24 protein-coding genes and 4 tRNA genes are annotated in these 23,704 nt (G+C 47.9%); 18 read left to right on the top strand and 10 right to left on the bottom strand.

The window, feature by feature from the left end; translation table 11 throughout:
• The first annotated feature begins 40 nt into the window (after window positions 1-40).
• Window positions 41-244 carry a hypothetical protein gene (locus tag H027_RS18980; RefSeq protein ID WP_024871277.1) on the top strand — a complete coding sequence of 68 codons (204 nt, stop codon included), beginning with the start codon at window positions 41-43 and terminating at the stop codon, window positions 242-244.
• Between the two features lie 45 nt (window positions 245-289).
• Here H027_RS18980 and H027_RS0104205 read toward each other — a convergent pair whose 3' ends face one another.
• The 7 genes from H027_RS0104205 to rsgA form a co-directional block, all read right to left on the bottom strand.
• The gene (locus H027_RS0104205) at window positions 290-1,333 is read right to left on the bottom strand and encodes a GMP reductase (RefSeq protein ID WP_024871276.1); all 1,044 of its coding nucleotides are present in this window, start codon (window positions 1,331-1,333) and stop codon (window positions 290-292) included.
• A 111-nt stretch (window positions 1,334-1,444) separates the two neighbouring features.
• Window positions 1,445-1,795 (bottom strand): fumarate reductase subunit FrdD, encoded by a 351-nt coding sequence (frdD, locus tag H027_RS0104200; protein ID WP_024871275.1) that lies wholly within the window; start codon window positions 1,793-1,795, stop codon window positions 1,445-1,447.
• A gap of 15 nt (window positions 1,796-1,810) precedes the next feature.
• Window positions 1,811-2,215 (bottom strand): fumarate reductase subunit C, encoded by a 405-nt coding sequence (locus H027_RS0104195; protein WP_024871274.1) that lies wholly within the window; start codon window positions 2,213-2,215, stop codon window positions 1,811-1,813.
• 2 nt (window positions 2,216-2,217) lie between these two features.
• The gene (locus H027_RS0104190) at window positions 2,218-2,958 is read right to left on the bottom strand and encodes a succinate dehydrogenase/fumarate reductase iron-sulfur subunit (protein ID WP_024871273.1); all 741 of its coding nucleotides are present in this window, start codon (window positions 2,956-2,958) and stop codon (window positions 2,218-2,220) included.
• Window positions 2,958-4,727, bottom strand: coding sequence for a fumarate reductase (quinol) flavoprotein subunit (gene frdA / locus H027_RS0104185; RefSeq protein WP_024871272.1), 1,770 nt, complete (start codon window positions 4,725-4,727; stop codon window positions 2,958-2,960). Before frdA ends, H027_RS0104190 begins: the two co-directional genes overlap by 1 nt.
• Window positions 4,728-5,075: 348 nt before the next feature.
• Window positions 5,076-5,951: an archaetidylserine decarboxylase gene (gene asd, locus H027_RS0104180; protein ID WP_024871271.1), complete on the bottom strand. Its 876-nt coding sequence runs from the start codon at window positions 5,949-5,951 to the stop codon at window positions 5,076-5,078.
• Window positions 5,952-6,023: 72 nt separating this feature from the next.
• Window positions 6,024-7,058: a small ribosomal subunit biogenesis GTPase RsgA gene (gene rsgA / locus H027_RS0104175; protein WP_038149457.1), complete on the bottom strand. Its 1,035-nt coding sequence runs from the start codon at window positions 7,056-7,058 to the stop codon at window positions 6,024-6,026.
• A gap of 77 nt (window positions 7,059-7,135) precedes the next feature.
• Between rsgA and orn the strand changes: the two genes are divergently transcribed.
• The 5 genes from orn (at window position 7,136) to H027_RS0104150 (ending at window position 8,165) form a co-directional block, all read left to right on the top strand.
• Window positions 7,136-7,681: an oligoribonuclease gene (orn, locus tag H027_RS0104170; protein ID WP_024871269.1), complete on the top strand. Its 546-nt coding sequence runs from the start codon at window positions 7,136-7,138 to the stop codon at window positions 7,679-7,681.
• A gap of 103 nt (window positions 7,682-7,784) precedes the next feature.
• Window positions 7,785-7,860 (top strand) — tRNA-Gly (locus H027_RS0104165).
• Window positions 7,861-7,884: 24 nt separating this feature from the next.
• Window positions 7,885-7,960, top strand: a tRNA-Gly gene (locus H027_RS0104160).
• A gap of 29 nt (window positions 7,961-7,989) precedes the next feature.
• A tRNA-Gly gene (locus H027_RS0104155) sits at window positions 7,990-8,065 on the top strand.
• A 24-nt stretch (window positions 8,066-8,089) separates the two neighbouring features.
• Window positions 8,090-8,165: transfer RNA gene (locus tag H027_RS0104150), tRNA-Gly, on the top strand.
• Window positions 8,166-8,283: 118 nt separating this feature from the next.
• Here H027_RS0104150 and ppgK read toward each other — a convergent pair.
• On the bottom strand, window positions 8,284-9,024 hold the full coding sequence (ppgK, locus tag H027_RS0104145) for a polyphosphate--glucose phosphotransferase (RefSeq protein WP_024871268.1): 741 nt from the start codon (window positions 9,022-9,024) through the stop codon (window positions 8,284-8,286).
• A gap of 9 nt (window positions 9,025-9,033) precedes the next feature.
• Complete coding sequence (gene queG, locus H027_RS0104140) at window positions 9,034-10,161, bottom strand: tRNA epoxyqueuosine(34) reductase QueG (RefSeq protein WP_024871267.1); 1,128 nt, start codon at window positions 10,159-10,161, stop codon at window positions 9,034-9,036.
• On the opposite strand from queG, the gene H027_RS0104135 reads away from it, so the two are divergent.
• The 10 genes from H027_RS0104135 to H027_RS0104090 all read left to right on the top strand — a co-directional run bounded on the left by H027_RS0104135 (window position 10,160) and on the right by H027_RS0104090 (window position 21,730).
• Window positions 10,160-11,692, top strand: coding sequence for a bifunctional ADP-dependent NAD(P)H-hydrate dehydratase/NAD(P)H-hydrate epimerase (locus H027_RS0104135; RefSeq protein WP_051448950.1), 1,533 nt, complete (start codon window positions 10,160-10,162; stop codon window positions 11,690-11,692). The two genes, queG and H027_RS0104135, sit on opposite strands and share 2 nt — an antisense overlap.
• Window positions 11,661-12,128: a tRNA (adenosine(37)-N6)-threonylcarbamoyltransferase complex ATPase subunit type 1 TsaE gene (tsaE, locus tag H027_RS0104130; RefSeq protein ID WP_024871265.1), complete on the top strand. Its 468-nt coding sequence runs from the start codon at window positions 11,661-11,663 to the stop codon at window positions 12,126-12,128. The genes H027_RS0104135 and tsaE overlap by 32 nt, the downstream gene beginning before the upstream one ends.
• Window positions 12,125-13,780, top strand: coding sequence for an N-acetylmuramoyl-L-alanine amidase (locus H027_RS18255; protein ID WP_024871264.1), 1,656 nt, complete (start codon window positions 12,125-12,127; stop codon window positions 13,778-13,780). The genes tsaE and H027_RS18255 overlap by 4 nt, the downstream gene beginning before the upstream one ends.
• A 1-nt stretch (window position 13,781) precedes the next feature.
• Window positions 13,782-15,563 (top strand): DNA mismatch repair endonuclease MutL, encoded by a 1,782-nt coding sequence (gene mutL / locus H027_RS0104120; RefSeq protein ID WP_024871263.1) that lies wholly within the window; start codon window positions 13,782-13,784, stop codon window positions 15,561-15,563.
• Between the two features lie 28 nt (window positions 15,564-15,591).
• Window positions 15,592-16,488 (top strand): tRNA (adenosine(37)-N6)-dimethylallyltransferase MiaA, encoded by an 897-nt coding sequence (gene miaA, locus H027_RS0104115; RefSeq protein ID WP_038149447.1) that lies wholly within the window; start codon window positions 15,592-15,594, stop codon window positions 16,486-16,488.
• 72 nt (window positions 16,489-16,560) lie between these two features.
• Entirely contained in the window at window positions 16,561-16,818 is a 258-nt protein-coding gene (gene hfq / locus H027_RS0104110) for an RNA chaperone Hfq (protein ID WP_024871261.1), read from the top strand.
• A gap of 59 nt (window positions 16,819-16,877) precedes the next feature.
• Entirely contained in the window at window positions 16,878-18,167 is a 1,290-nt protein-coding gene (gene hflX, locus H027_RS0104105) for a ribosome rescue GTPase HflX (RefSeq protein WP_024871260.1), read from the top strand.
• Window positions 18,168-18,217: 50 nt separating this feature from the next.
• The gene (gene hflK / locus H027_RS0104100) at window positions 18,218-19,408 is read left to right on the top strand and encodes an FtsH protease activity modulator HflK (protein ID WP_024871259.1); all 1,191 of its coding nucleotides are present in this window, start codon (window positions 18,218-18,220) and stop codon (window positions 19,406-19,408) included.
• On the top strand, window positions 19,408-20,298 hold the full coding sequence (gene hflC / locus H027_RS0104095; RefSeq protein WP_024871258.1) for a protease modulator HflC: 891 nt from the start codon (window positions 19,408-19,410) through the stop codon (window positions 20,296-20,298). Before hflK ends, hflC begins: the two co-directional genes overlap by 1 nt.
• 133 nt (window positions 20,299-20,431) lie before the next feature.
• Complete coding sequence (locus H027_RS0104090; RefSeq protein WP_024871257.1) at window positions 20,432-21,730, top strand: adenylosuccinate synthase; 1,299 nt, start codon at window positions 20,432-20,434, stop codon at window positions 21,728-21,730.
• A gap of 92 nt (window positions 21,731-21,822) precedes the next feature.
• Here the strand turns inward: H027_RS0104090 and ispB are convergent, their stop codons facing one another.
• Entirely contained in the window at window positions 21,823-22,794 is a 972-nt protein-coding gene (gene ispB, locus H027_RS0104085; protein WP_024871256.1) for an octaprenyl diphosphate synthase, read from the bottom strand.
• Window positions 22,795-23,047: 253 nt separating this feature from the next.
• On the opposite strand from ispB, the gene rplU reads away from it, so the two are divergent.
• Both rplU and rpmA read left to right on the top strand, forming a co-directional pair.
• A complete protein-coding gene (gene rplU, locus H027_RS0104080) occupies window positions 23,048-23,359 on the top strand; it encodes a 50S ribosomal protein L21 (protein WP_024871255.1) in 312 nt (103 codons plus the stop codon).
• 17 nt (window positions 23,360-23,376) lie between these two features.
• Window positions 23,377-23,634 carry a 50S ribosomal protein L27 gene (gene rpmA, locus H027_RS0104075; RefSeq protein WP_024871254.1) on the top strand — a complete coding sequence of 86 codons (258 nt, stop codon included), beginning with the start codon at window positions 23,377-23,379 and terminating at the stop codon, window positions 23,632-23,634.
• Window positions 23,635-23,704: the final 70 nt, after the last annotated feature.

The raw sequence follows: 23,704 nt of genomic DNA, 5'->3' as shown, positions 1-23,704 counted from the left end.
GCTATATTAAAAGTACAGTGTGGTTTTAGGAGAAACAGCAATGAATGTCACTGCAAGTAGTGCTGATTATGGACAAATCGCATTGACTGCCAGTTTGGCCAAAAAACAGCAGGAAGCGCAGGGACAAACAGCTCTTCAGTTGATCGAAAGTACGGCTGTTACTGTTCCCCAGCCAACACAGGTTGAATCTTCAAAAAGTTCTCCCAATGAACGTGTGGGCTCGAACGTCAATATCATGGTTTGATATATGCGTTTGCAAATCAAACGGGGCTTTTAGCCCCGTTTGTCATTATTCCTGTCCGTAAACCTGATTTTCTTGTTCACTGACGCGAATAAAGGTCGTCCGTTTAGTCAGCTCTTTGAGTTTGGCTGCCCCCACATACGTACAGGTGGAACGAACACCGCCGAGAATATCCTGAATGGTGGCAGATACCGGGCCACGGAACGGCAACTCAACTGTCTTGCCTTCAGATGCTCGATAGTGAGCCACACCTCCGGCATGTTGCTCCATGGCGGTCGATGAACTCATACCATAGAAGCGCATGTAGCTTTTTCCATCCCGCTCAAATTTATTTCCGCCTGATTCCTCATGGGCGGCCAACATGCCGCCTAACATGACAAAATCAGCGCCACCACCAAATGCTTTGGCGACATCGCCGGGGCAAGTGCAACCGCCGTCACCGACTATTTGTCCCCCTAAGCCGTGAGCTGCATCGGCGCATTCAATGATGGCTGAAAGCTGCGGATAACCGACGCCGGTTTTGACCCGGGTGGTACATACAGAACCGGGACCTATGCCTACTTTGACAATATCGGCACCAGAGAGGATCAGCTCTTCGACCATTTCCCCCGTCACGACATTACCTGCACAGATGACATGCTGCGGAAAGGTTTCTCTTACTGTTTTTACAAAATCAGCAAAGTGCTCGGAATAACCGTTAGCCACATCCACGCAGATGAAACGTAATGCCGGTGAGAGAGCCAGAATGCGTTGCAGTTTCAAGAAGTCATTGTTGGATGTACCGGTCGATACCATGCAGAACTGCAATAAGGCATCACTGCTGTTTTGCACAAAGGCTTGCCATTCCTGTTCTGTGTAATGTTTATGTATTGCCGTCATCACATCAAAGCTGGCCAGTGCTTTTGCCATGGCAAAGGTGCCGACAGTATCCATGTTGGCGGCAATGATAGGCACACCACGCCAGTTGGTTTGGGTATGGCGAAAGCGAAATTCACGATGTAATTCGACTTGTGAGCGACTGCTCAATGTGGAACGTTTAGGGCGGAACAAAACATCTTTAAAACCGAGTTTCAGATCTTCTTCGATACGCATGGGTCATTTGCCTCAAGTGGTACTGAAAATCGGGCACAAAAAAACCGGCAGGTTTTTAAGGCCTCCGGTTTTGGACATCATACGCCGGTTAAGGCGATATTCAATAGTCGGTTAGTGGATTTGTATCAACAATGTTAATGCTGCCACAGATACCAAAAATGCAAATCCATACAACAGATAGTGCAGGAATTTGGTTGGATGAATACCAAGATCATGCAGACCATGATAAACACGATGCATGGCATGATAGATAGGTAATGCAATCACGGCTAACAAGATCGGGGCACCCAACCAGGATGTCGCCAAAGCATGCATTTTTTCATAGCTCAGGGTATCGGCATTAAGAATACCCAGCGGTACCAGTATCCCGGTGATCAGGATCAGTACAGGCAGCAACACGGCGGCGACGACACCACCGGCACCAAATAATAACCAGTATACGGGTTCATCAGAACGTTTCATGGCAAATGCTCCTTATCAGGCCAGTATGGCAATCAATAACACGATCACGCTGACAGCAGCCAGACCGATGTATTGGGCCATAATAATTGGTTTTTCCGGCATCAATTCGGCGCCCTTGAAGAGGCGAACTGCTTTAGGGGCCAGAGAGAACCAGGTTTTGGCATGAAACAAACAGGCTACCAAGGCGACCAGATGAAACAGAATGGCCAATGGGCTGTGCAAGGCATGTAACCAACCGGCAAATGCTTCCGGTCCTTGGCTCAGACGCAGTAAGCCACAGAGTAAAATCACGGTATAAGCGCCAACGAAAAGACAGGTGCCTTCACGTAACATGTAGCCAGTATAGAAACTGTTGCGCAACCACCAGCTCTTTTTAACCTGACGGACATAGGGTTTACGCTTGCTTTGAGAAATATCCATGATTAGTCCTCCGGCTTGAACATAGCAATGACGTAATCTTTAGCGCTTTCAGCTTTATAAAGCTGAATGGCCGCCGCAGGATCAACGCCTTTCGGACAAACTTCTGAACAGAAACCGACGAAAGTACAACTCCAGACACCGGATTCCTGATTTACCAGTTTCATGCGTTCTGCTTTTGCACCATCACGGCTGTCTTCATTATAGCGGTAGAGCAGTGCCAGTGCTGCCGGGCCGAGGAACTCCGGTTTCAGTGCATACTGCGGACAAGCTGCGTAACATAAACCACAGTTGATGCACTGTGAAAACTGCTTGTATTGCGCCAGCTGTTTTGGAGTCTGGATGTATTCACCATCACAAAGATCTTTTTCTTCTTTGGGGATGATGTAGGGTTTGATTTTTTCCAGTTTCTGCATGAAGTCTGACATATCAACCACTAAATCACGCTCGATCGGGAAGTTAGCCAGAGGTTCAAGCTTAATTTTACCGGCACTGACATAGTCCCGCAGGAAGGTTTTACACCCCAGTTTCGGTTTACCATTGACCATCATGCCGCAAGAACCACAAATAGCCATCCGGCAAGACCAGCGGTAGCTCAGGGTTGAATCCAGATGGTCTTTTATGTAGGTCAGTGCTTCCAGTATGGACATCTCATGAGTAAATGGCACCTGATAGCGCTGTGTCCATGGCTCATTGTCCTCTTCAGGACGATAGCGCAGCACTTCAATTTCCATGATCTCAGCCATTATTTCGCTCCCTTCTCTGCTTCTGAGCCATACACACGTTTTGCTGGCTGTGACTTGGTAATTTTGACATCACTGTACTGGATGGTCGGAGTTCCACTTTCATTGTGGAAAGCCAATGAGTGTTTTAAGTAGTTCACGTCATCACGCTCTTCATAGCCATCAATGCGCTGGTGTGAACCACGCGATTCTTTGCGCTGAATGGCTGAATGAGCAATCGATTCCGCAACATCCAACAGGAAACCCAATTCGATGGTGTAGAGCCAGTCAGTGTTGAAGACAGAGGATTTATCTGCGACGCGGACATGTTGATAGCGGTCTTTCAGTTCTTTCAACTTGTCGATCGTGGTTTGCATTGTTTCGGCCGTACGATAGATACCTACGCCAGCTTCCATGGCATCGCCCATTTCTTTTCGGATATCCGCCGGATTTTCTGTGCCACCGTTTTCCATCAGAGACACTGATTTCGCAACCACTTCCATCCCCTGACGGTAGAGGATGTTGCTGTCGACATGACCGTGTTCTTTAGCAAACAATGCAGCCTGTTCACCAGCGACCTTACCGAATACCACAATTTCGCACAGGGAGTTTGAACCTAAACGGTTGGCTCCGTGCAGACCATTTGACGCACATTCGCCAACAGCATACAGACCCGGCATGCGTGTTGCGCACTGTCCGTCAGCTTCGATACCACCCATGGTGTAGTGAACGACCGGACGAACCGGGATCGGCTCTTTAACCGGATCGACACCCATATAGGCGCGAGACAGTTCACAAATAAATGGCAGACGTTCCAACAGTTTCTTCTCGCCCAGATGGCGCAGATCCAGATGCACAATATCACCAAATGGGGATTCAATGGTGCGACCACGTTGTTGTTCCTGCCAGAAGGCCTGTGATAAGCGGTCTCGTGGTCCGAGTTCCATATATTTGTTTTTGGTTTCGCCAACCGGAATTTCCGGGCCCAGACCGTAATCCTGCAGATAACGATAGCCATCTTTGTTCAGCAGAATACCGCCTTCGCCACGACACCCTTCAGTCATCAGGATGCCTGAGCCGGGTAAGCCTGTTGGGTGGTACTGAACAAATTCCATATCCCGCAGTGGAACGCCATGACGGTAAGCCAGTGACATACCATCACCCGTGACGATGCCGCCATTGGTATTGAAACGATAAGCGCGGCTACCACCACCGGTGGCAATGATGACGGATTTCGCCTGAATAATACGGGTGACACCATTTTGAATATCGAAACAGACAACACCTTGCGGACGGCCATCATGTACCAGCAAATCGAGTACAAAATGCTCATCAAAACGCTTGATAGAAGGGTATTTAATAGAAGTCTGGAACAGGGTATGAAGAATATGGAAACCGCTTTTATCTGCAGCAAACCAGGTTCGAGGAATTTTCATGCCGCCAAATGGACGGACGTTGATTTTCCCGTCCTCTTTTCTGCTCCACGGGCATCCCCAATGTTCCAGTTGGGTGAGTTCTTTCGGCGCATGTTCGACAAAGTATTCGACCACATCCTGTTCACACAGCCAATCACCGCCAGATACCGTATCGTGAAAATGCATGTCCAGACTATCGTCCTCACGGACTACCCCGGCGGCACCACCTTCGGCTGCTACCGTATGACTGCGCATCGGATAGACTTTAGATATCAGGGCTATTTCCAACTCGGGATTTTTTTCTGCAATCGCAATCGCAGCTCGTAATCCACCGCCTCCTGCTCCGACAATCGCGACATCGGTCTTGATAATGTCCACTTAGGCCTCCTCTGGCTCATAAATCCAAGCGTTTTATTATGCGACTCTTGCATGGTCTAGTTAACAATAGACTCATTCTGTACAACCATCATCTACTTATTTGTTCAGACGGGAATAAGTAATTAATGGTTAATTTTTAACATGTTAAAAAATTGTAGCGAAAGCACACGCGTAAAAATGAGAATCAGCTCTCTTTTATCTGGATAGTCCTCCTGACATGCACGATATTTTGCCAGAAATCGTCAGACTAGAACTTGTTTATCATCAAAGCGTTGTGAATATGGTGGAGCGAGGAGGGTGTTGAGTGGGAAACTGCAGACCTGCCGTCAGGTCTGCAGAATGTAATCGTTATGCTGTGGTACTGTTATTGAGCGTTGCAAAAATTTCACCCATGCGAGTGTCAGTGCCGGCTTGCAGGTGCTCGGCAAATTCCAGCATGGCGGGCGGGAATAAACAGACGACGGTGCTTCCTAATTTAAAGCGGCCCATTTCTTCACCTTTTTTCAGCGTGATAGGGGTGTTGCCATGGAAGTCCCAGCGTTTTACCAGTTTACCGGCAGGTGGGGTGACGGTACCGGCCCAGACGGTTTCAATACTGGCCACAATGGTGGCACCAACCAGTACTAAGGCCATTGGGCCATACGGTGTTTTAAAGATGCAGGCGACGCGTTCGTTGCGGGCAAACAGATTCGGTACATTCTGAGCTGTCAGCGGGTTAACGGAAAACAGATCACCGGGGATATATACCATGTTCTGCAATTCACCATCCAACGGCATATGAATGCGATGGTAGTCGCGAGGTGACAGATAAATGGTGGCAAATTTCCCATTTTGAAACTGATCTGAAAGGTCTTTATCACCGCCCAGTAATTCACGGGCACTGAAATCATGACGCTTGGCTTGAATGATACGACCGTATTGAATATCACCAAGCTGGCTGACACAACCGTCAACTGGCAGTGCAACTGCGTTCGATTCTGCCACCACAGGGCGCAAACCGTCTTTCAGTTTTCGGGTAAAGAAGGCGTTGAAGGTTTTGTACTGAGCCGGATCTTCCTGTTCGGCCTCGCTCATATTGATATTAAAACGTTTGATAAACGCTTTAATCAGGAAAGTAGTCAGTGAGCCAGCTTCTGCGGCTGCCAGATAACCAACCAGTCGGGACACCGCATGTTTTGGTAACAGATATTGGGTTGCTATTTTCAGCATATCCAGCAATTTCATGGTGGACCTCAAACAAAATCAGTAATAAATAAAAGGCGCGAATTCTACGCCACTTCATAGCCAGAGGGGAAATTATTCGCGGCTGACATGTCGCAGATTGCGCGCATCCTGCATGGATTCCAAAATCCGGTGGTAATTCTCGTAGCGCTCACGGGCGATCTTTCCCTGTTCCACAGCTTCCCGGATCAGACACCCCGGATCTTTGCCATGTTTACAATCGCGGAATTTACAACCACCCAGATAATCACGGAATTCTTTAAAGCACCAGGTCACCCGCTCATTTTCCAGGTGCCATAGTGCGAATTCGCGAACACCCGGCGAATCAATCAGCGTGCCACCGTTAGGGAATCGGTATAACCGGGACGCGGTTGTCGTGTGCTGCCCTAGACCGGACATCTCTGAAATGTCACCGGTCAGTGCTTGTGCTTGTGGGTGTAAGGCATTAATGAGCGTGGATTTTCCCACCCCGGACTGACCGACAAATACATTCACCTTATCTTTCAGGTGTTGCTCCAGTTCCTCAATGCCTTCACCGGTTTGGCAACTGACACAGAGCAGCGGATAATTCAGATTGCGATAAATATTCAGCTGCGTTTCCAGTAACGCCCGCAGTTCATCACTGAGCAAATCGATTTTATTGAGCACCAGCAACGGCGGAATTTCGACGTGCTCCGCAGCGACCAGATAACGATCCACTATGTTGGTAGAAAACTCGGGCAACACCGAGGAAACAATGACGACCTGATCGATATTGGCGGCGATAGGCTTAATACCATCATAAAAATCAGGGCGGCTGAGTACGGATGTGCGCGGATGAACAGCTTCGACAACACCGCTAATTCCTTGCAGTGCGTCATTGCCTGCACGCCAGACCACCCGATCACCCGTCACCACACTGTCTATCGTGCGGCGCAGGTTGCACCGGTGGATATTGCCATTGCTGTCTTCGATGTCGGCATGTTTACCGAACCGGCTGATCACCAGACCTTCCAACGCGGGGCCTAACAGGCTGTCATCAATGTCGGTCTGAGGTTTCTGCAATCGTTTCTGGTGATTGGCATTTACCCGGCGCTGTTGGCCATGACTGAGTTTTGGTTTTTTCGCCACTGTGTCAATTTCGCAATAATCGAGAAAGTCGCTATGATACACCTGATTACCGATTTTCCCGATAACAAGGACATACGATGAGCCAAAATGAACAGAATCTGATCTGGGTCGACATGGAAATGACCGGTCTGGAACCAGAAACCGACCGTATTCTGGAAATTGCCATGATTGTGACGGATAAAGAACTGAATGTGCTGGCTGAAGGTCCGGTGATTGCGGTCCATCAGTCGGATGAGGTTTTAGCAGCCATGGACGAATGGAATACCCGTACGCATGGGGAGTCGGGATTGGTTGCCCGCGTCCGTGCCAGTCAGTATGACGAAGCAAAGGCGGTGGCTGAATGCCTGGCGTTTATGCAGGCATGGGTGCCAGAGCGTCAGACTCCGATGTGTGGTAACAGTATCGGGCAGGATCGCCGTTTCATGGTGAAATATATGCCGGAACTGGAACGTTATTTCCATTATCGCAACATTGATGTCAGCACAGTAAAGGAGCTGGTGCGTCGCTGGAAACCGGAAATTCTGGAGCAATTTACCAAAACTGGCACCCATCAGGCACTGGATGATATTCGAGAATCAATTGCCGAAATGCAGTTCTATCGCAAGCAGGTGTTTACAATTTAAACGCCTTGATCGCGAAATGTGCGTTTAACGGTTCTTTTTGAAAAAGCTCTTGCATTTGGAGTCTGCCATCCTATAATGCGGGCCCTGTGCAAGAGCACTGATTGCGGGAATAGCTCAGTTGGTAGAGCATAACCTTGCCAAGGTTAGGGTCGCGAGTTCGAGTCTCGTTTCCCGCTCCAAATCATCTCTTCACAAATTGCGACGCGGGAATAGCTCAGTTGGTAGAGCATAACCTTGCCAAGGTTAGGGTCGCGAGTTCGAGTCTCGTTTCCCGCTCCAATTCAAAATTTGATTGATTCAGACATTGTGCGGGAATAGCTCAGTTGGTAGAGCATAACCTTGCCAAGGTTAGGGTCGCGAGTTCGAGTCTCGTTTCCCGCTCCAATCTCCGAATCAATATCATGCGACGCGGGAATAGCTCAGTTGGTAGAGCATAACCTTGCCAAGGTTAGGGTCGCGAGTTCGAGTCTCGTTTCCCGCTCCAATCTTTATGACCTCCAAATAAAAAATCTTATTTAAAGATCCTGATTCACTCTTCTGTTCAGACTACTGAAAAAACATTCTCCCTTCTTACATCGGAAAAATGCTTATCTCAGCTTGGCTTATCTCTGCTTGCTTTCAGCAAACAGGGCGGCACCAATGATCCCTGCCTGATTCAAACTCTTCGCGGCCAGCACTGGCGCTTTGGTTGTGAGGAACGGGGCGAATTGCGCCATCTGCTCGGCAACACCGCCACCAATGATGAAGCGATCTGGATTGAAGATAAACTCCAGATGGTTCAGATAGTCATTAAAGCGGTGGCCCCAGGTTGCCCAATCCAAACGCTGAGTGATGCGGGTTGATTCCGCACAGTAGCGTTCGGCGATATCGCCGGCAAATTTCAAATGCCCCAGCTCGGTATTGGGGTGTAGCTCTCCATTGACGAATACGGCAGAACCAATGCCGGTACCGATGGTCAGCAATATGGTGACGCCTTGCTGATTTTGACCGGTACCGAAGCGCATTTCCGCCATGCCGGCGGCATCGGCATCATTGACGACGAAACAGGGTTGACCTGTCGTTTCGGTAAACAGTGTCTGCGCGTCAGTATTGATCCAAGAGGGATCGATGTTACTGGCACTGTAGGCAATACCATGTTGTACCGTCGCGGGAAAACCACAACCAATCGGGCCCGTCCATGCTAATTCTGCGACCAGATGTTTCAGGGTATTAGCGATATTTTCTGGTGTTGCTGGCCGGGGCGTGGCCACCCGCTTGTGTTCACTGATCAAAGTACCGTTCTGAGTATCGACGACGGCTGCCTTGATGCCTGTACCACCAATATCTACACCTAAAATTTGCATGGATTATCCTCAGGCATGCTCGGGTAATCCTTTATAAATACAACGAATTAAACGAGCGTGTTTTTTATTTTCTGTGTTTTGTCTGTGCTGTAACTGGCGCAAGGCCCACTCGATATGTTCCTGAACTAAATCGCTAGCGTGGGGCAGACTGAGCTGTAAAGCTTGAATAACAGCCTCTGTCGTCGGACCATTACCCAGTGCTACGGCAATATTTCGCTGCCATTTTTCAAACCCAATCCGGCGGATTGGGCTGCCTTCCGTGACTTTCAGGAAGGTTGTTTTATCCCAGGCCCAAAGGGCTAATAAGTCGGGCGTATGCAATTCATTACGGGGTAAAAAATCGCTCTCTGCGGAGACAAGCGCATATCGGTTCCATGGGCAAATCAACTGACAATCGTCACAACCGTAGATGCGGTTGCCCAGCAGTGGACGCAGATCTTCTGGAATGGGCCCGTCTAATTCGATGGTCAGATATGAAATGCAACGCCGTGCGTCTAACTCATAAGGGGCGACAATGGCACCGGTTGGGCAGATTTGCAAACACGCGGTACAGTGGCCACACGCGTTTTCAACCGGTTGATCCGTCGGCAGTGGCAGATCAACTAACAGTTCACCGAGGAAGAAAAACGATCCCGCCTGTTGGTTCAACAATAAGGTATGTTTTCCGGTCCAGCCCAGCCCGGCTTTGTCGGCAAGTGGTCGTTCCATGATCGGCGCGGAATCAACAAACGGGCGAAACTGCAGTTCGCCACAGGCTTGCTGGATCCGTTCCCCTAATTGTTTCAGGCGGTTGCGCAAGACCTTATGGTAATCGCGTCCTAGAGCGTAACGGCTGATATACGCTTGGGTGGGGGTATCCAGTGTGGCCGCTATTTTTGCCAGCGGCGGCAGATAGTTCATGCGTACGGAAATGACGGATTTTGTTCCGGGCTGTAGTTCGGCGGGTCGGGCTCGCATCAGGCCATAGCGAGCCATATATTCCATTTCGCCGTGATAACCTTGGTGCAGCCAGTTCTCCAATCGACGCTCTTCGTCGGTGAGATCGCAGTCTGTGATCCCGACCTGATCAAAGCCTAGCTCTTGTCCCCATAGCTTGATATCGTGAGCTAACTTTTGCAGATCGATTGTGGACGTCATGAATCACAGCGCACCGGTTATCACCAATATTTGCGATAGTTTACCACACTACAGTTGGCGGACCGAACAGATCCGGCTGATGGAACAACAGTTGATTGCGACACAGCATCTGTCGATGTATCAGTTGATGCAACGGGCGGGAGAGGCGCTGCTGCAGATGGTACGGTCAGGCTGGCCGGCGGCGCGAGCGCTCTGGATTTTCTGTGGCAAGGGTAACAACGGCGGTGATGGGTATGTGCTGGCAAAACTGGCTAGAAATGCAGGTTATCAGGTTGTCGTTGTTGCGTTTGATGAACCGGTGCCGGGGATTCCAGCAGAAGAGGCCAGACGGGACTGGTTAAAATCCGGCGGACATTGCACAGAGCTGAATGCCTTAACTGGGAAACCCGATCTGATTGTTGATGCGTTACTGGGGATTGGTCCCTCCACGCCGTTACGTAGTGAATTGCTTGCCTGGATCCAGTTTATCAACCGGCAGGCCGTGCCCATTCTTTCTGTTGATATTCCAAGTGGATTACATGCGGATACCGGTATGCCGCTCGGCGGGGCGATACATGCTGCTACCACTTTGTCGTTTGTGGGCCTGAAATGTGGTTTATTAACCGGATTGGCCGCTGATTATATTGGCAAGCTATATCTTGCAGATTTAAAAAATGAACACACCGACTATTGTGATAGCGGTGGTATTCAGGTCATGAATTATGACTATCTGTATCATTGGCTCCCATCGAGAGCGCGCACGGCGCATAAAGGCGATTGCGGGAAGGTTCTGCTTGCGGGTGGCGGACCAGGAATGCCGGGGGCCATACGGTTAGCTGGGGAAGCTGCCTTGCGAAGCGGAGCCGGATTGGTCAGAGTTTTTTGTCATCCAGATAACCGCTCATTGGTATTTAATGGCCGTCCAGAATTAATGTTATGTCTGGCGTTAGATCCCCAAGCGTTAGCATGGCCGGATGTACTGATCACTGGGCCGGGATTAGGCACCGATGAGTGGGGGCAAACCGTTTGGCAATCTCTTTTGTCATATAACGGTCATTGGGTTGTCGATGCGGATGGGTTAAATTTATTGGCCCTGACTACCCAGAAGCGCCAAAACTGGATACTCACTCCCCATCCGGGCGAGGCGGCTAGATTGCTACGTTGTACCATTGACGATATACAAAATGATCGTTTTGCGGCGATTCAAGAGTTACAGCATCGTTATGGTGGCGTGATATTATTAAAAGGCCCGGGAACACTGATTTACGATGGTAAACAAATGGCAATTTGCACGGAAGGTAATCCAGGCATGGCCAGTGGTGGCATGGGGGACGTACTTTCTGGCATTATAGCCGCGCTTTTAGCTCAGGGATTATCCCTGTTTCAGGCTGCCTGTTGTGGTGCCTTATTGCATGGTAAGGCAGCGAATGAAGTCGCTAAGGCATCTGGTGAACGCGGGATGCTGGCTTCAGATTTGTTTTTCTGGGTACAAAGACTAGCTAATCCTCAAAGGTATCAACATGGTAAAAACGCTGATACGAACACTGAATGATAGTGAGGCCACCGTTGCTCTTGGCAGCGAATTGGCCCATGCCTGCCAGCAGGCGACCACCATTTTTTTGCATGGTGAACTTGGTGCTGGTAAAACAACACTATCGCGAGGGTTTGTTGTTGCTCTGGGGCATCAGGGCAAAGTAAAGAGCCCGACGTACACGCTGGTCGAGGCGTATGAATTACCTCAGTGGCAAGTGTATCACTTCGATTTATATCGTTTGGCCGATCCGGAAGAACTCGAATTTATGGGGATCCGTGATTATTTTGCGCCGGATTGTCTATGCCTGATTGAATGGCCGGAAAAAGGGATGGGTTGGTTACCAGCCCCCGATCTGGAAATCACCTTGCATTATGAACATGGAGCCAGACGAGCGGAAATTACCCCTCGGACTGACATCGGTGAAACCGTCGTTGCTAGATTGAATTTATCGTGAAGATCAGAATTTTACTTATTTTATTAGTGATATGGGCGTGGCCTGCTGCTGCCAATCAGATCGAAAAATTGCGTATTTCTCCGACACCGGACAAGGTCCGGATGGTGTTCGATTTAGATTCTCAGCCTAATTACAGTTTTACCATTGATACGGCAAAGAATAGCCTGACAATTGATTTTCAGGATATTACCGGTCAACCCTTTCCTGTGCCTCGGACTGCGGGTTGTGAAGGTTTTCTGAAAAGTATCCGTCGTACCACTTTGCCTAATAATATTGTTCGGGTGGAATTTGCGCTGGCCGATGGTGTAAAGCCACAAATCTTCACTCTGGCGCCTTTGGCTAACTATCACTATTACCGGTTGGTCATTGATGTAAAACATGGAACCTTGGTCTCTAGGTCTGGTGTCTCCGGGCATGGTGTCACCATGACTGCGACCGCTTCTGTGCCTGAATCCAAACCGGAGAATGCCGTTGCTCAAAATGAGCATCCTGATGCGAAAAAAGCGACCCAAGAACCCAAGCCAACCACCGTTGCAACAACATCAACCCCAACCGCATCAAAAGCGGTCTTGCAGGCGGTCTCACCAACAGCAAAAATCGATAAAGCGGTGGCGGGTCGCGTCATACAGATGAGTGACCTGATTTCTAAAGAAGAATTGGCTGCACCCGATTCATCATCGGCCACCGATGAACCAGATAATTCGCCCGATACCAGCAAGGCGGTAATGCCGTCCAATGGTGCGCCGTTCATTGTGGCGGTAGATGCCGGTCACGGGGGGAAAGATCCGGGGGCGATTGGGCCGGGTCACACGTACGAAAAAAATGTCACTTTGGCGATTGCCCGTAATCTGGCAAAACTGATTGATGCCCAGCCGGGTATGCAGGCTGTGATGACGCGTTCGCGGGATAATTTTGTCGAACTGGACGAACGTTCTGCAATTGCGCGTCGCAAGAAAGCACGTCTTTTAATATCGATTCATGCTGACAGTGGCCCAAGCAACGCTGTCCGTGGTGCTTCGGTCTGGATCCTGTCTGCTAAACGTGCAGATAAAGAAATGAACAAGTTACTCGATCAGCAGGCGAATCATACCGAATTACTGGGTGGTGCCGGCAAGGTGATTGCTGAAACAGAACCTAATGCGTATCTGGCACAAACCATTCTGGATCTTTCCTGGGATAATTCTCGCAGTGAAGGCTATGACATTGGTAAACGAGTCTTGCGCTGTATCGGTGATGTTGCCCGTCTGCATAAAAAACGACCGGAATATGCCAGCCTTGCCGTGTTAAAAGCACCGGATATTCCGTCATTGCTTATCGAGACCGGATTTATTACCAATCCGCAAGAGGAACATTTGCTGGCTTCGGCTCAGTATCAATCCCAACTGGCGAAAGCCATTTTCCACGGGGTGATGGATTACTATGGCCGGAGCTTGCCAAAACCGGGTGGTACGTTTGTGAAGTCGACCGGTTCAAAAGAGCCATCACATGGCAAGACGGATAACCGCGTTCATCGGCATGTGGTGAAAAATGGCGAGAGCCTTTCAGGTTTAGCCTTACAATATGGCGTAAGCAAACATGCACTCCGCACCAAAAATAAATTGAAAACAGATAACTTGTTGATTGGGCAAGTGATCATCATACCGACGCTCTGATATGCCTATTCAAATTTTGCCGCCGATGCTGGCTAACCAGATAGCGGCGGGGGAAGTCGTTGAACGCCCCTCATCAGTCATTAAAGAGTTGGTTGAAAACAGTCTTGATGCGGGGGCAACCCGCGTAGACGTTGAGCTGGAAAAAGGCGGTTGTCAGCTGATCCGCGTCAGAGACAACGGTAGTGGTATCAGTGGCTCCGAACTGTCGCTGGCTTTGGCACGACATGCTACCTCTAAGGTGGCCACCTTAGATGATCTGGAACATATCGCCAGCTTAGGTTTTCGTGGGGAAGCGCTGGCATCTATCAGCTCTGTTTCGCGTTTGACATTAACGTCCCGTACCGCCTCTCAACATGAAGCCTGGCAAGCTTATGCAGAAGGACGGGAGATGGCGGTGACAGTCAAACCGGCCGCACATCCTGTGGGTACTACTGTCGAAGTGTTGGATCTTTTCTTTAACACTCCGGCCCGTCGTCGTTTTTTGCGCAGTGAAAAGACCGAATTCTCTCATATCGATGAATTGTTGCGTCGCTTGGCACTCAGTCGTTTTGATGTCGCATTGAGTCTGAAACATAACGGTAAATTACTGCGACAATATCGGGCGGCAGAAACACCTCAACAACAAGAACAGCGTGTTATTCAAGCATGTGGCACTGAATTCATGCAGGCAGCACTTCGCATCGACAGTGAACACCTGGGTTTGCATCTGTATGGCTGGTTATCGCCGCATCCGCTGACGAACATCAGTGAAGTGCAATATTGCTATGTGAATGGTCGGATGATGCGCGACAAATTATTGAATCACGCAATCAGACAGGCTTACACAGAATATACCGGCATGACCTTTCAGCCTGCATATATTCTGTATCTGGAGCTGGACCCACATCAAGTGGATGTCAATGTTCATCCGTCCAAACATGAAGTGCGTTTTCATGAATCCCGACAAGTGCATGATTTTATCGTTCAGGTCATCGGTCAGGCATTCCAGGCAGTTAGCAGCACAGACACGGCGCCTTCCGGATTTTCCAGAATAGAGGAAACCGCGCCTGATTATCCGGTTACCCCCTTAAAGAGTCGGGGCACAGGGCAACATCAGTACAGTGCACCGACAAATCGTTATATACCACCGTCTTCCGAGCAATTAAATCGTTATAACGAATTACTCAATTCGCCATGGTCGTCAGGTGCAGCATTGAAAACGGATCGGGTGTTTACGCCTGAAAATCCGGATGGCACCCTATTACAGATAGTTCAGCAGCGATATCTGTTATCTGTACAAGAGGATCTGCTGTTACTCTCGGATCTTGCGGCTATTCAAGCGCAACAATGGCAGGAACAGTGTCACTCCGCGTTTACGGAGGGCTTAATATCGCTACCGTTACTTATTCCGCTGCGACTGGAAATAACTCAGTCTGACGAATGGTTAATGGAATATCAGACATGGTTACAAAAACTGGGCCTCAGCTATAAACGGAATAATCATCACCAGCTGATTGTTCAAGGTGTTCCTGCCTATTTAAGACAGACCGATCTGGCGGTAGCTGTTCCGGCGCTGCTGAAACAGCTCGAAACTTATCCGGCTCATTGTACAGAGTCAGATTGGCAGCGTTTTATTAGTGAATGGCTGCAGATGCCCGGCATACTCCCGTCTGTCTATTCTATGGAGTCAGCCCGCTTATTATGGTCCTGGCTGCAACAAAATATCACCGATTGGCAAACAAACGCGCACTTTACCCGTGCTGTCGATGTGACCCAGATTATTGAGGCTTTTTCTCGTGCCTGAACAGCGTCATCCTCCTGTTATTTTTTTAATGGGGCCCACAGCCTCTGGCAAGACTGCCCTTGCGATTGAACTGGTTAAACGTCTGCCATGCGACATCATCAGTGTTGATTCCGCATTGATTTATAAGGGAATGGACATCGGTACAGCAAAACCGACGCTAGATGAATTAACGCAGGCTCCCCATCGTTTGCTGGATATTCGTGATCCGGCTGAGGCTTATTCTGCCGCAGACTTTCGGCATGACGCGTTACAAGAGATCGAATCCATTGTCGCACAGGGGCGCATACCTTTGCTGGTTGGTGGAACGATGCTGTATTACAAAGCCTTGCTGGAAGGCTTGTCACCATTGCCACCGGCCGATCCACTGATCCGGCAGGCAATCGAAGAGGAAGCGGTACAATTTGGCTGGCAGCAGTTGCATGCGCAATTACAAGCGATAGACCCCACTGCTGCAGCTCGCATTCATCCGAACGATCCTCAGCGATTATCGCGTGCACTGGAGGTCTATCGTGTCAGTGGTAAGACGTTGACCGAACTGACACAAACCAAAGGTGAGGGGTTGCCTTATCGCACCTTACAATTTGCAATAGCACCTTCTGATCGAAACGTATTACGGCAACGTATTAGTGAACGGTTTCATTTAATGTTGCAGCAGGGGTTTGAGCAAGAAGTCAGAGCTCTGTATCAACGCGGTGATTTAAATCCTGATCTGCCTTCCATTCGCTGTGTCGGTTACCGGCAAATGTGGGAGTATATTGACGGGCAAATCAGCTATGATGAAATGGTTTATCGTGGCATTGTAGCAACCTGCCAGTTAGCCAAGCGTCAAATGACTTGGTTGCGGGGCTGGCAAAACGTGACATGGCTTGAAACAGGCGCCATTGAGAATGCAGATATTCTCATTCAGAGCATGACAAGCACATGACGTTCTCAATAATATCTGCTACTTTAGACTTAACGCCTTGCTCAATTAAAACAAAAGTATAAGGACAATAACATGGCTAAGGGGCAATCCTTACAAGATCCATTTTTGAATGCGTTACGTCGTGAACGTATTCCAGTGTCTATCTATCTGGTTAACGGCATTAAATTGCAGGGACAGGTCGAGTCTTTCGACCAGTTTGTTATTCTGCTGAAAAACACGGTCAGCCAGATGGTTTACAAACATGCAATCTCTACCGTGGTTCCTGCTCGTCCGGTAGCGCATCATACCGCACCCGCCACAGGTGAAAGTGAGTCACAGTCTGAAGAGTAACCTGCTTTTCCCTGCTGTTACAGCAGGGATTTTGTTGTCTGTTACTGAGGAGTTATCTCTTGTTTGAACGCTATCAAGGCGGAGAACAGGCTCTTCTTGTGCATGTCGATTTCAGGGACGAAACAGCCAGAGAAGATTTGCGTGAGCTGGAAATGTTAGCCACGTCCGCCGGTGCTACGATTTTGGGCACGATTACTACCCGCCGAGATTCCCCGCAAGCTAAGTTTTTTATTGGTACAGGCAAAGCCGATGAAATCGCCCAGGAAGTACATCGTCTACAAGCCGATTTGGTGATATTCAATCATGCATTAACACCGGCACAAGAGCGAAATCTCGAGCGCATCTTTGAATGTCGCGTATTGGATCGAACCACGCTTATCCTTGATATCTTCGCCCAACGAGCACGTACTCATGAAGGGAAACTTCAGGTTGAGTTGGCTCAATTGCGTCATATATCAAGTCGACTGGTTCGTGGTTGGACCCATCTCGAACGTCAGAAAGGCGGGATTGGTCTGCGTGGCCCGGGCGAAACACAGTTAGAAACAGACCGTCGTCTTATCAGAGAAAAAATCGCCAATATATTGGGGCGATTAGAGAAGGTTGAAAAACAGCGTGAACAAGGACGCCGGGCTCGTGTCCGCAATGCGATCCCTGTGGTGTCACTGGTTGGATATACCAATGCGGGTAAATCGACACTCTTTAACCGCATGACGCAATCTAAAGTTTATGCGGCAGACCAGCTATTTGCTACGCTCGATCCCACTTTGCGTCGAATCGAACTGTCAAAGCTGGGGCCTGTCGTATTGGCTGATACGGTTGGATTTATCCGACATCTGCCTCATGATCTGGTGGCTGCGTTTAAGGCTACCCTGCAAGAAACTCGCGAAGCCGATTTGCAATTGCATGTGATCGATTGTGCGGACGAACGGGTACAAGATAATATGGCGCAGGTAAACGAAGTACTGCATGAAATTGAAGCAGACGAAGTGCCGCAATTACTGATATACAACAAAGTTGATCGTCTTTCCGAAGGGATGCCACGAATTGAGCGAGATGACACCGGCAAGCCTATTGCGGTATGGTTATCGGCGCTTACGGGTGAAGGAACCGATCTACTACTCAATGTATTGGATGAATTGCTCAGCGTTCAAATTGTTGAGCATCTGCTGAAGTTGCCGGCGACCGAATCCCGGCTGCGGAGTCGTCTCTATGAACTCAAGGCAATACAACGAGAAAATTATGCTGAAGACGGTGATTGTATCGTACAAATCCGTCTTCCTGAGGTGGAATGGCTGCGTCTTGTGAAACAGGAAGGGCCCAGAGTTCTTAATTTCATCATCAATCAATAATGTGTTAATTGTTGGCATTAAACACTCAATGAGAATCAACGGAGACTCGAATGGCCTGGAATGAGCCTGGAAACAATAATGACAAAGATCGAGACCCCTGGAAAAACACAGGAAAGAGTCAGATCCCACCTGATTTAGATAAGTTACTGAAAAGTATTTGGAGGCGTCTGACTGGAACTTTTGGCGTCCAAGGTTCAGGCGGTACTAGCACAGGTCTTGCCATTTTTGCTTTGTTAGCGGTCATCATCTGGATTGGTAGTGGTTTCTATACCATTGAAGAAGCAGAGCGTGGTGTTGTATTACGTTTTGGTAAATATCATGAAACTGTAGCACCTGGCCTTCGTTGGAAATGGACATTTATTGATAAAGTCATTCCTGTTGATGTTGAATCGGTAAAATCAATGCCATCCTCGGGATTCATGCTGACAGAAGATGAGAACGTTGTTCGCGTCGAAATGGATGTTCAGTATCGTATTGAGAATCCACGTGAATATCTCTTCAGTGTGACAGATGCGGATAATAGTTTACGTGAAGCCACGGATAGTGCATTGCGCTATGTGGTTGGCCATACCACGATGGATGATCTGTTAACGAAAGGACGAGAAAAAGTTCGCCAGAGTACCTGGCAGGTATTGGAAGATATTATTAATCAATACCATATGGGGCTTACGATTGTTGACGTCAACTTCCTGCCTGCCCGTCCTCCTGAAGAAGTTAAGGATGCATTTGACGATGCCATTTCTGCACAGGAAGATGAACAACGTTTTATCCGCGAAGCTGAAGCGTATGCGCGTGAAACAGAACCTAAAGCCCGTGGTCAGGTTAAACGACTGGAGGAAGAGGCTTTAGGCTATAAAGAACAGGTGGTATTAAAAGCTGAAGGGGAAGTCGCTCGTTTCAACCAGCTGTTGCCTGAGTATATTGCCGCACCACAATTGACTCGTGAACGTTTGTATCTGGACACCATGGAAGAGTTATATCAAAAAACCAACAAGATCCTGATTGATGTACCTAAAGGCAACAACAACGTCATTTATCTGCCTCTCGATAAAATAAATGCGGCACAGACAAATACAAATACCAAAAAAGATAACATTACTCCTGCAATCGCTTCGCAAACTGACACTACCACCAACAGTAATCAGTCTGCTAATTCGCCAGCCGAGAGTGATAGCGGTACAGATAACGTAACGGATAGCCAGCCTTTACGAGATAGTAGCCGTATGAGCGGGAGATACTAATGAGAAATTATATAATTATTGGATTAGTCGCTGCAGGCATGCTGAGTTCATCTTCCTTATTTGTTATCGATGAAAGCCAGCGTGGTATCGTTGTGCAATTTGGTAAAGTGATGCGCGAAGGGGATAGCGATATTCCTAAGGTTTATGAACCAGGTTTACATTGGAAATGGCCTTTCATTGATGATGTGCGCAAACTGGATGCTCGGATTCAGACGTTAGATGGTCAGGCTGACCGGTTTGTGACCTCAGAGAAGAAAGATCTCATTATTGACTCCTATGTGAAGTGGCGAATTGAAGATTTTTCAAAATACTATTTGGCAACCGGAGGCGGCAGCCGTATTCAGGCTGAATCACTGCTCAAACGGAAGATCAATAACGGATTACGTTCAGAGATCGGTGCTCGTACCATAACGGATATTGTGTCTGGTCAACGGACGGAAGTCATGGAAGATGCGTTACGGCAAATGGCCCGTTCATCAGAACTGGGTATTAAAGTGGTGGATGTCCGCATTAAACAGATCAATTTACCGTTGGAAGTCTCTAATTCTATCTATCAGCGGATGAGAGCTGAGCGTAATGCTGTGGCTCGTGAGCATCGCTCGCAAGGTAGAGAGAAAGCAGAAGTACTGCGTGCCAATGTGGATCGAAAAGTCACGGTCATGCTTGCAGATGCCGAACGGAAATCACGTGAAACGCGCGGTGAAGGTGATGCTGAAGCTGCTAAAATTTATGCCGACACGTACCGTAAAAATCCGGAATTATTTTCATTTTTACGCAGTTTGGATGCATATAAAAACAGCTTTAAAAGTGGCCGGGATTTCATGGTGCTGAGTACCGAGAATGATTTCTTTAAATACCTCAAAAATTCACAACCCGTGACTACAAAATAATGTTTCAAGTTGAAGAGGGCCAAAGGCCCTCTTTTTCTATGGCAAATTTCTTGGATAAACTTCACATATAGCATTTCTGCTCTGCTCAAATTTTGTTAGAATCCTTTTTTAACCACACTTCAGACAGAAAAAAATGGGTCAAAGCGTTGTTATCTTGGGCACCCAATGGGGTGACGAAGGGAAGGGTAAAATTGTCGATCTGCTGACTGACAAAGCCCAATTCGTAGTACGTTATCAGGGAGGACACAACGCCGGTCATACCCTGGTTATCAATGGTAAAAAAACCGTTCTGCATCTTATTCCGTCAGGCATTTTGCGCGATAACTGCAAATGCATCATTGGTAATGGTGTGGTTCTTGCTCCTGATGCTCTGTTAAAAGAGATGAATGAGTTGGAAAGCAATGGTTATCCTGTCCGTGAACGCCTGTACTTAAGTGAAGCTTGTCCGCTGATCCTGCCTTATCATGTTGCTTTAGATAAAGCGCGTGAATTAGCTCGCGGAAATAAAGCAATTGGTACAACTGGTCGTGGTATCGGTCCTGCTTATGAAGACAAAGTTGCTCGCCGCAGTCTGCGTGTTGGCGATTTGTTTAACATGGATACTTTCGCTGAGAAATTGAAAGAGGTGATGACCTATCACAACTTCCAACTGACACAATTCTACGGTACCGAAGCGGTATCTTATGATGAAGTGTTAGAAGCAGTGAAAGGCTACGCTTCGTTGCTGACATCCATGGTCGTTGACGTTACCGAAATGCTGGATCAGGCACGTAAACGTGGCGATAAAATCATGTTTGAAGGTGCACAAGGGACGTTGCTGGATATTGATCATGGTACCTATCCTTATGTAACTTCCTCAAACACAACGGCTGGTGGTGTTGCTACTGGTTCGGGCTACGGCCCCCGTTTTGTTGAATATGTGCTGGGTATTGCAAAAGCCTATACCACTCGTGTTGGTGCCGGTCCATTCCCGACAGAATTGTTTGATGAAATCGGTGAACGTTTGTGTGCAAAAGGCCATGAATACGGTGCCACTACCGGTCGTAAACGTCGTTGCGGCTGGTTTGATGCGGTTGCCATGAAGCGTGCGATTCAGATCAACTCCATTTCTGGTTTCTGTCTGACTAAGTTGGATGTGCTGGATGGATTAGATGAAGTAAAAATCTGTGTCGGCTATAAAGGTGCAGATGGCATTATTCGTGATATTCCGCCAATGGCCGCTGATGGTTATGAACTGGTTACTCCTGTTTATGAATCAATGCCTGGTTGGCAAGAAAACACGTTTGGTGTGAAGAGTATGGCGGAGTTGCCTCAGGCTGCTATCAACTATATTCATCGTATCGAAGCCATCACAGGTACACCAATTGATATCATTTCAACTGGACCAGATCGTGACGAAACGATGATCTTACGTCATCCGTTTGCTGATTAATTGATTAATCACTCAGAATAAAAATGCCGGTCGATGACCGGCATTTTTTTAGATATTAATCCAAACAGAAATCAGCAATTATAATCGCAATATCAGGCTTGACGATGAACAGCGAGAGAGGCTAATGCCTTTAATGCTGATTTATAAGTCGATTCTGGTAGCACTGCTAAAGCATCAATCGCTTTTTGTGCCTCTTGTTCGGCTCTTGCTACGGTATAGCCGAGCGCATTCGTTTGCTGCAGAATATCGAGTATTTCATTAAGATATTCCATGCCATTTCTTTCTGTAATCGCTTGTTCGATCCGCTTTTTCTGTTCAGCCGATCCTTTGGCAATAGCATGTATCAGTGGTAATGTCGGTTTTCCTTCGGACAAGTCATCACCAATATTTTTGCCCATGGTTTCGCTATTGGATGAGTAATCCATTACATCATCAATCAATTGGAATGCCGTGCCCAGATATTTACCATAATCACGCAAGGCTTCTTCTACATGAACAGGTTGTCCGGCCAATACTGCTGCACAATGCGTTGCTGCTTCAAATAATTTTGCCGTTTTACAGTAAATAACCTGCAGATAGTTATCTTCCGTGGTCGTCGGGTCATTGCAATTCATTAATTGCATGACTTCGCCTTCAGCAATCAAATTGGTAGCGTCAGACAATAATTGCATAACCCGCATATTGCCAAGTTCTACCATCATTTGAAATGCACGGGTATGCAAAAAATCACCCACCAAAACACTTGCTGCATTACCGAATAATTGATTGGCGGTATCCCGTCCCCGGCGCATTTCTGATTCATCGACAACATCATCATGTAATAAGGTGGCGGTATGGATAAATTCAATGATGGTTGCCAGATGAGTGTGGGCCTTACCTTCATAGCCAACCGCTCTCGCAGAGAGTACGGCCAGTAAAGGTCGTATACGTTTACCACCACCGCTAATAATGTAATAGGCGAGCTGATTAACCAGGGCGACGTCCGATTGCAAACGTTGATAAATCAATTGATTTACTGCTTGCATATCGTCATCGGCAAGGGTGCGGATAACTTGTTGATCCATGTGCGTTCTAATATGCTCTCTGGCTAACGTACGGGCTAAAGATTGTTATCAATTCTACATGAAACAAATTTCAAGTGTAACATTTGGCCTATACTCATCATCACTATGGCGCGAAATTACACAAGATAGTAATTTGCTTATTGCGTATTGGCTATAACTTGCGTAGAATCCGCGGCCATTGTCATTAAGTTTAAGTGCATCAGCGTTTATAGAAATACAAAAGACGCTGTATGCCGAATTCGGAGTTTTAAACATGTACGCGGTTATCCTAAGTGGTGGAAAACAGCATCGTGTAGCTGAAGGTCAGGTTCTGCGCCTGGAAAAACTGGAAGTTGCTACTGGTGCGGCCGTTGAATTTGATAAAGTTTTGATGGTTGCTAATGGTGAAGACGTTAAAGTCGGCGCGCCATATGTGGCTGGTGGTAAAGTGGTTGCAGAAGTTGTTGCACACGGTCGTGGCGATAAAGTTCATATCGTTAAGTTCCGTCGTCGTAAACATCACCGCAAACAAGCGGGCCATCGTCAGTGGTTCACTGAAGTGAAAATCACTGGTATCAACGCGTAATTCAGGAGAGTTTTTAAATGGCACATAAGAAAGCTGGCGGTTCCTCCCGTAACGGCCGTGACTCTGAAAGCAAACGCCTGGGTGTTAAACGTTTCGGTGGTGAGAGTGTACTGGCAGGTAACATCATCGTCCGTCAACGTGGCACTAAGTTCCATGCTGGTGCGAATGTAGGTTGTGGTAAAGACCACACTCTGTTTGCTACTGCAACTGGTACTGTAAAGTTTGAAGTTAAAGGTCCTAACAACCGTAAATATGTCAGCATCGTAGCTGAATAATTTTAAAGTTGTCAGACATAAAAGCCCTGCCGTTTGGCGGGGCTTTGTTATTTTCGGCATTTAAACACAG

Source organism: Tolumonas lignilytica (genome assembly GCF_000527035.1).
In the GTDB taxonomy this organism is placed as follows: Bacteria; Pseudomonadota; Gammaproteobacteria; order Enterobacterales; family Aeromonadaceae; genus Tolumonas; species Tolumonas lignilytica.
This window is presented reverse-complemented; position numbering and strand designations above follow the sequence as displayed.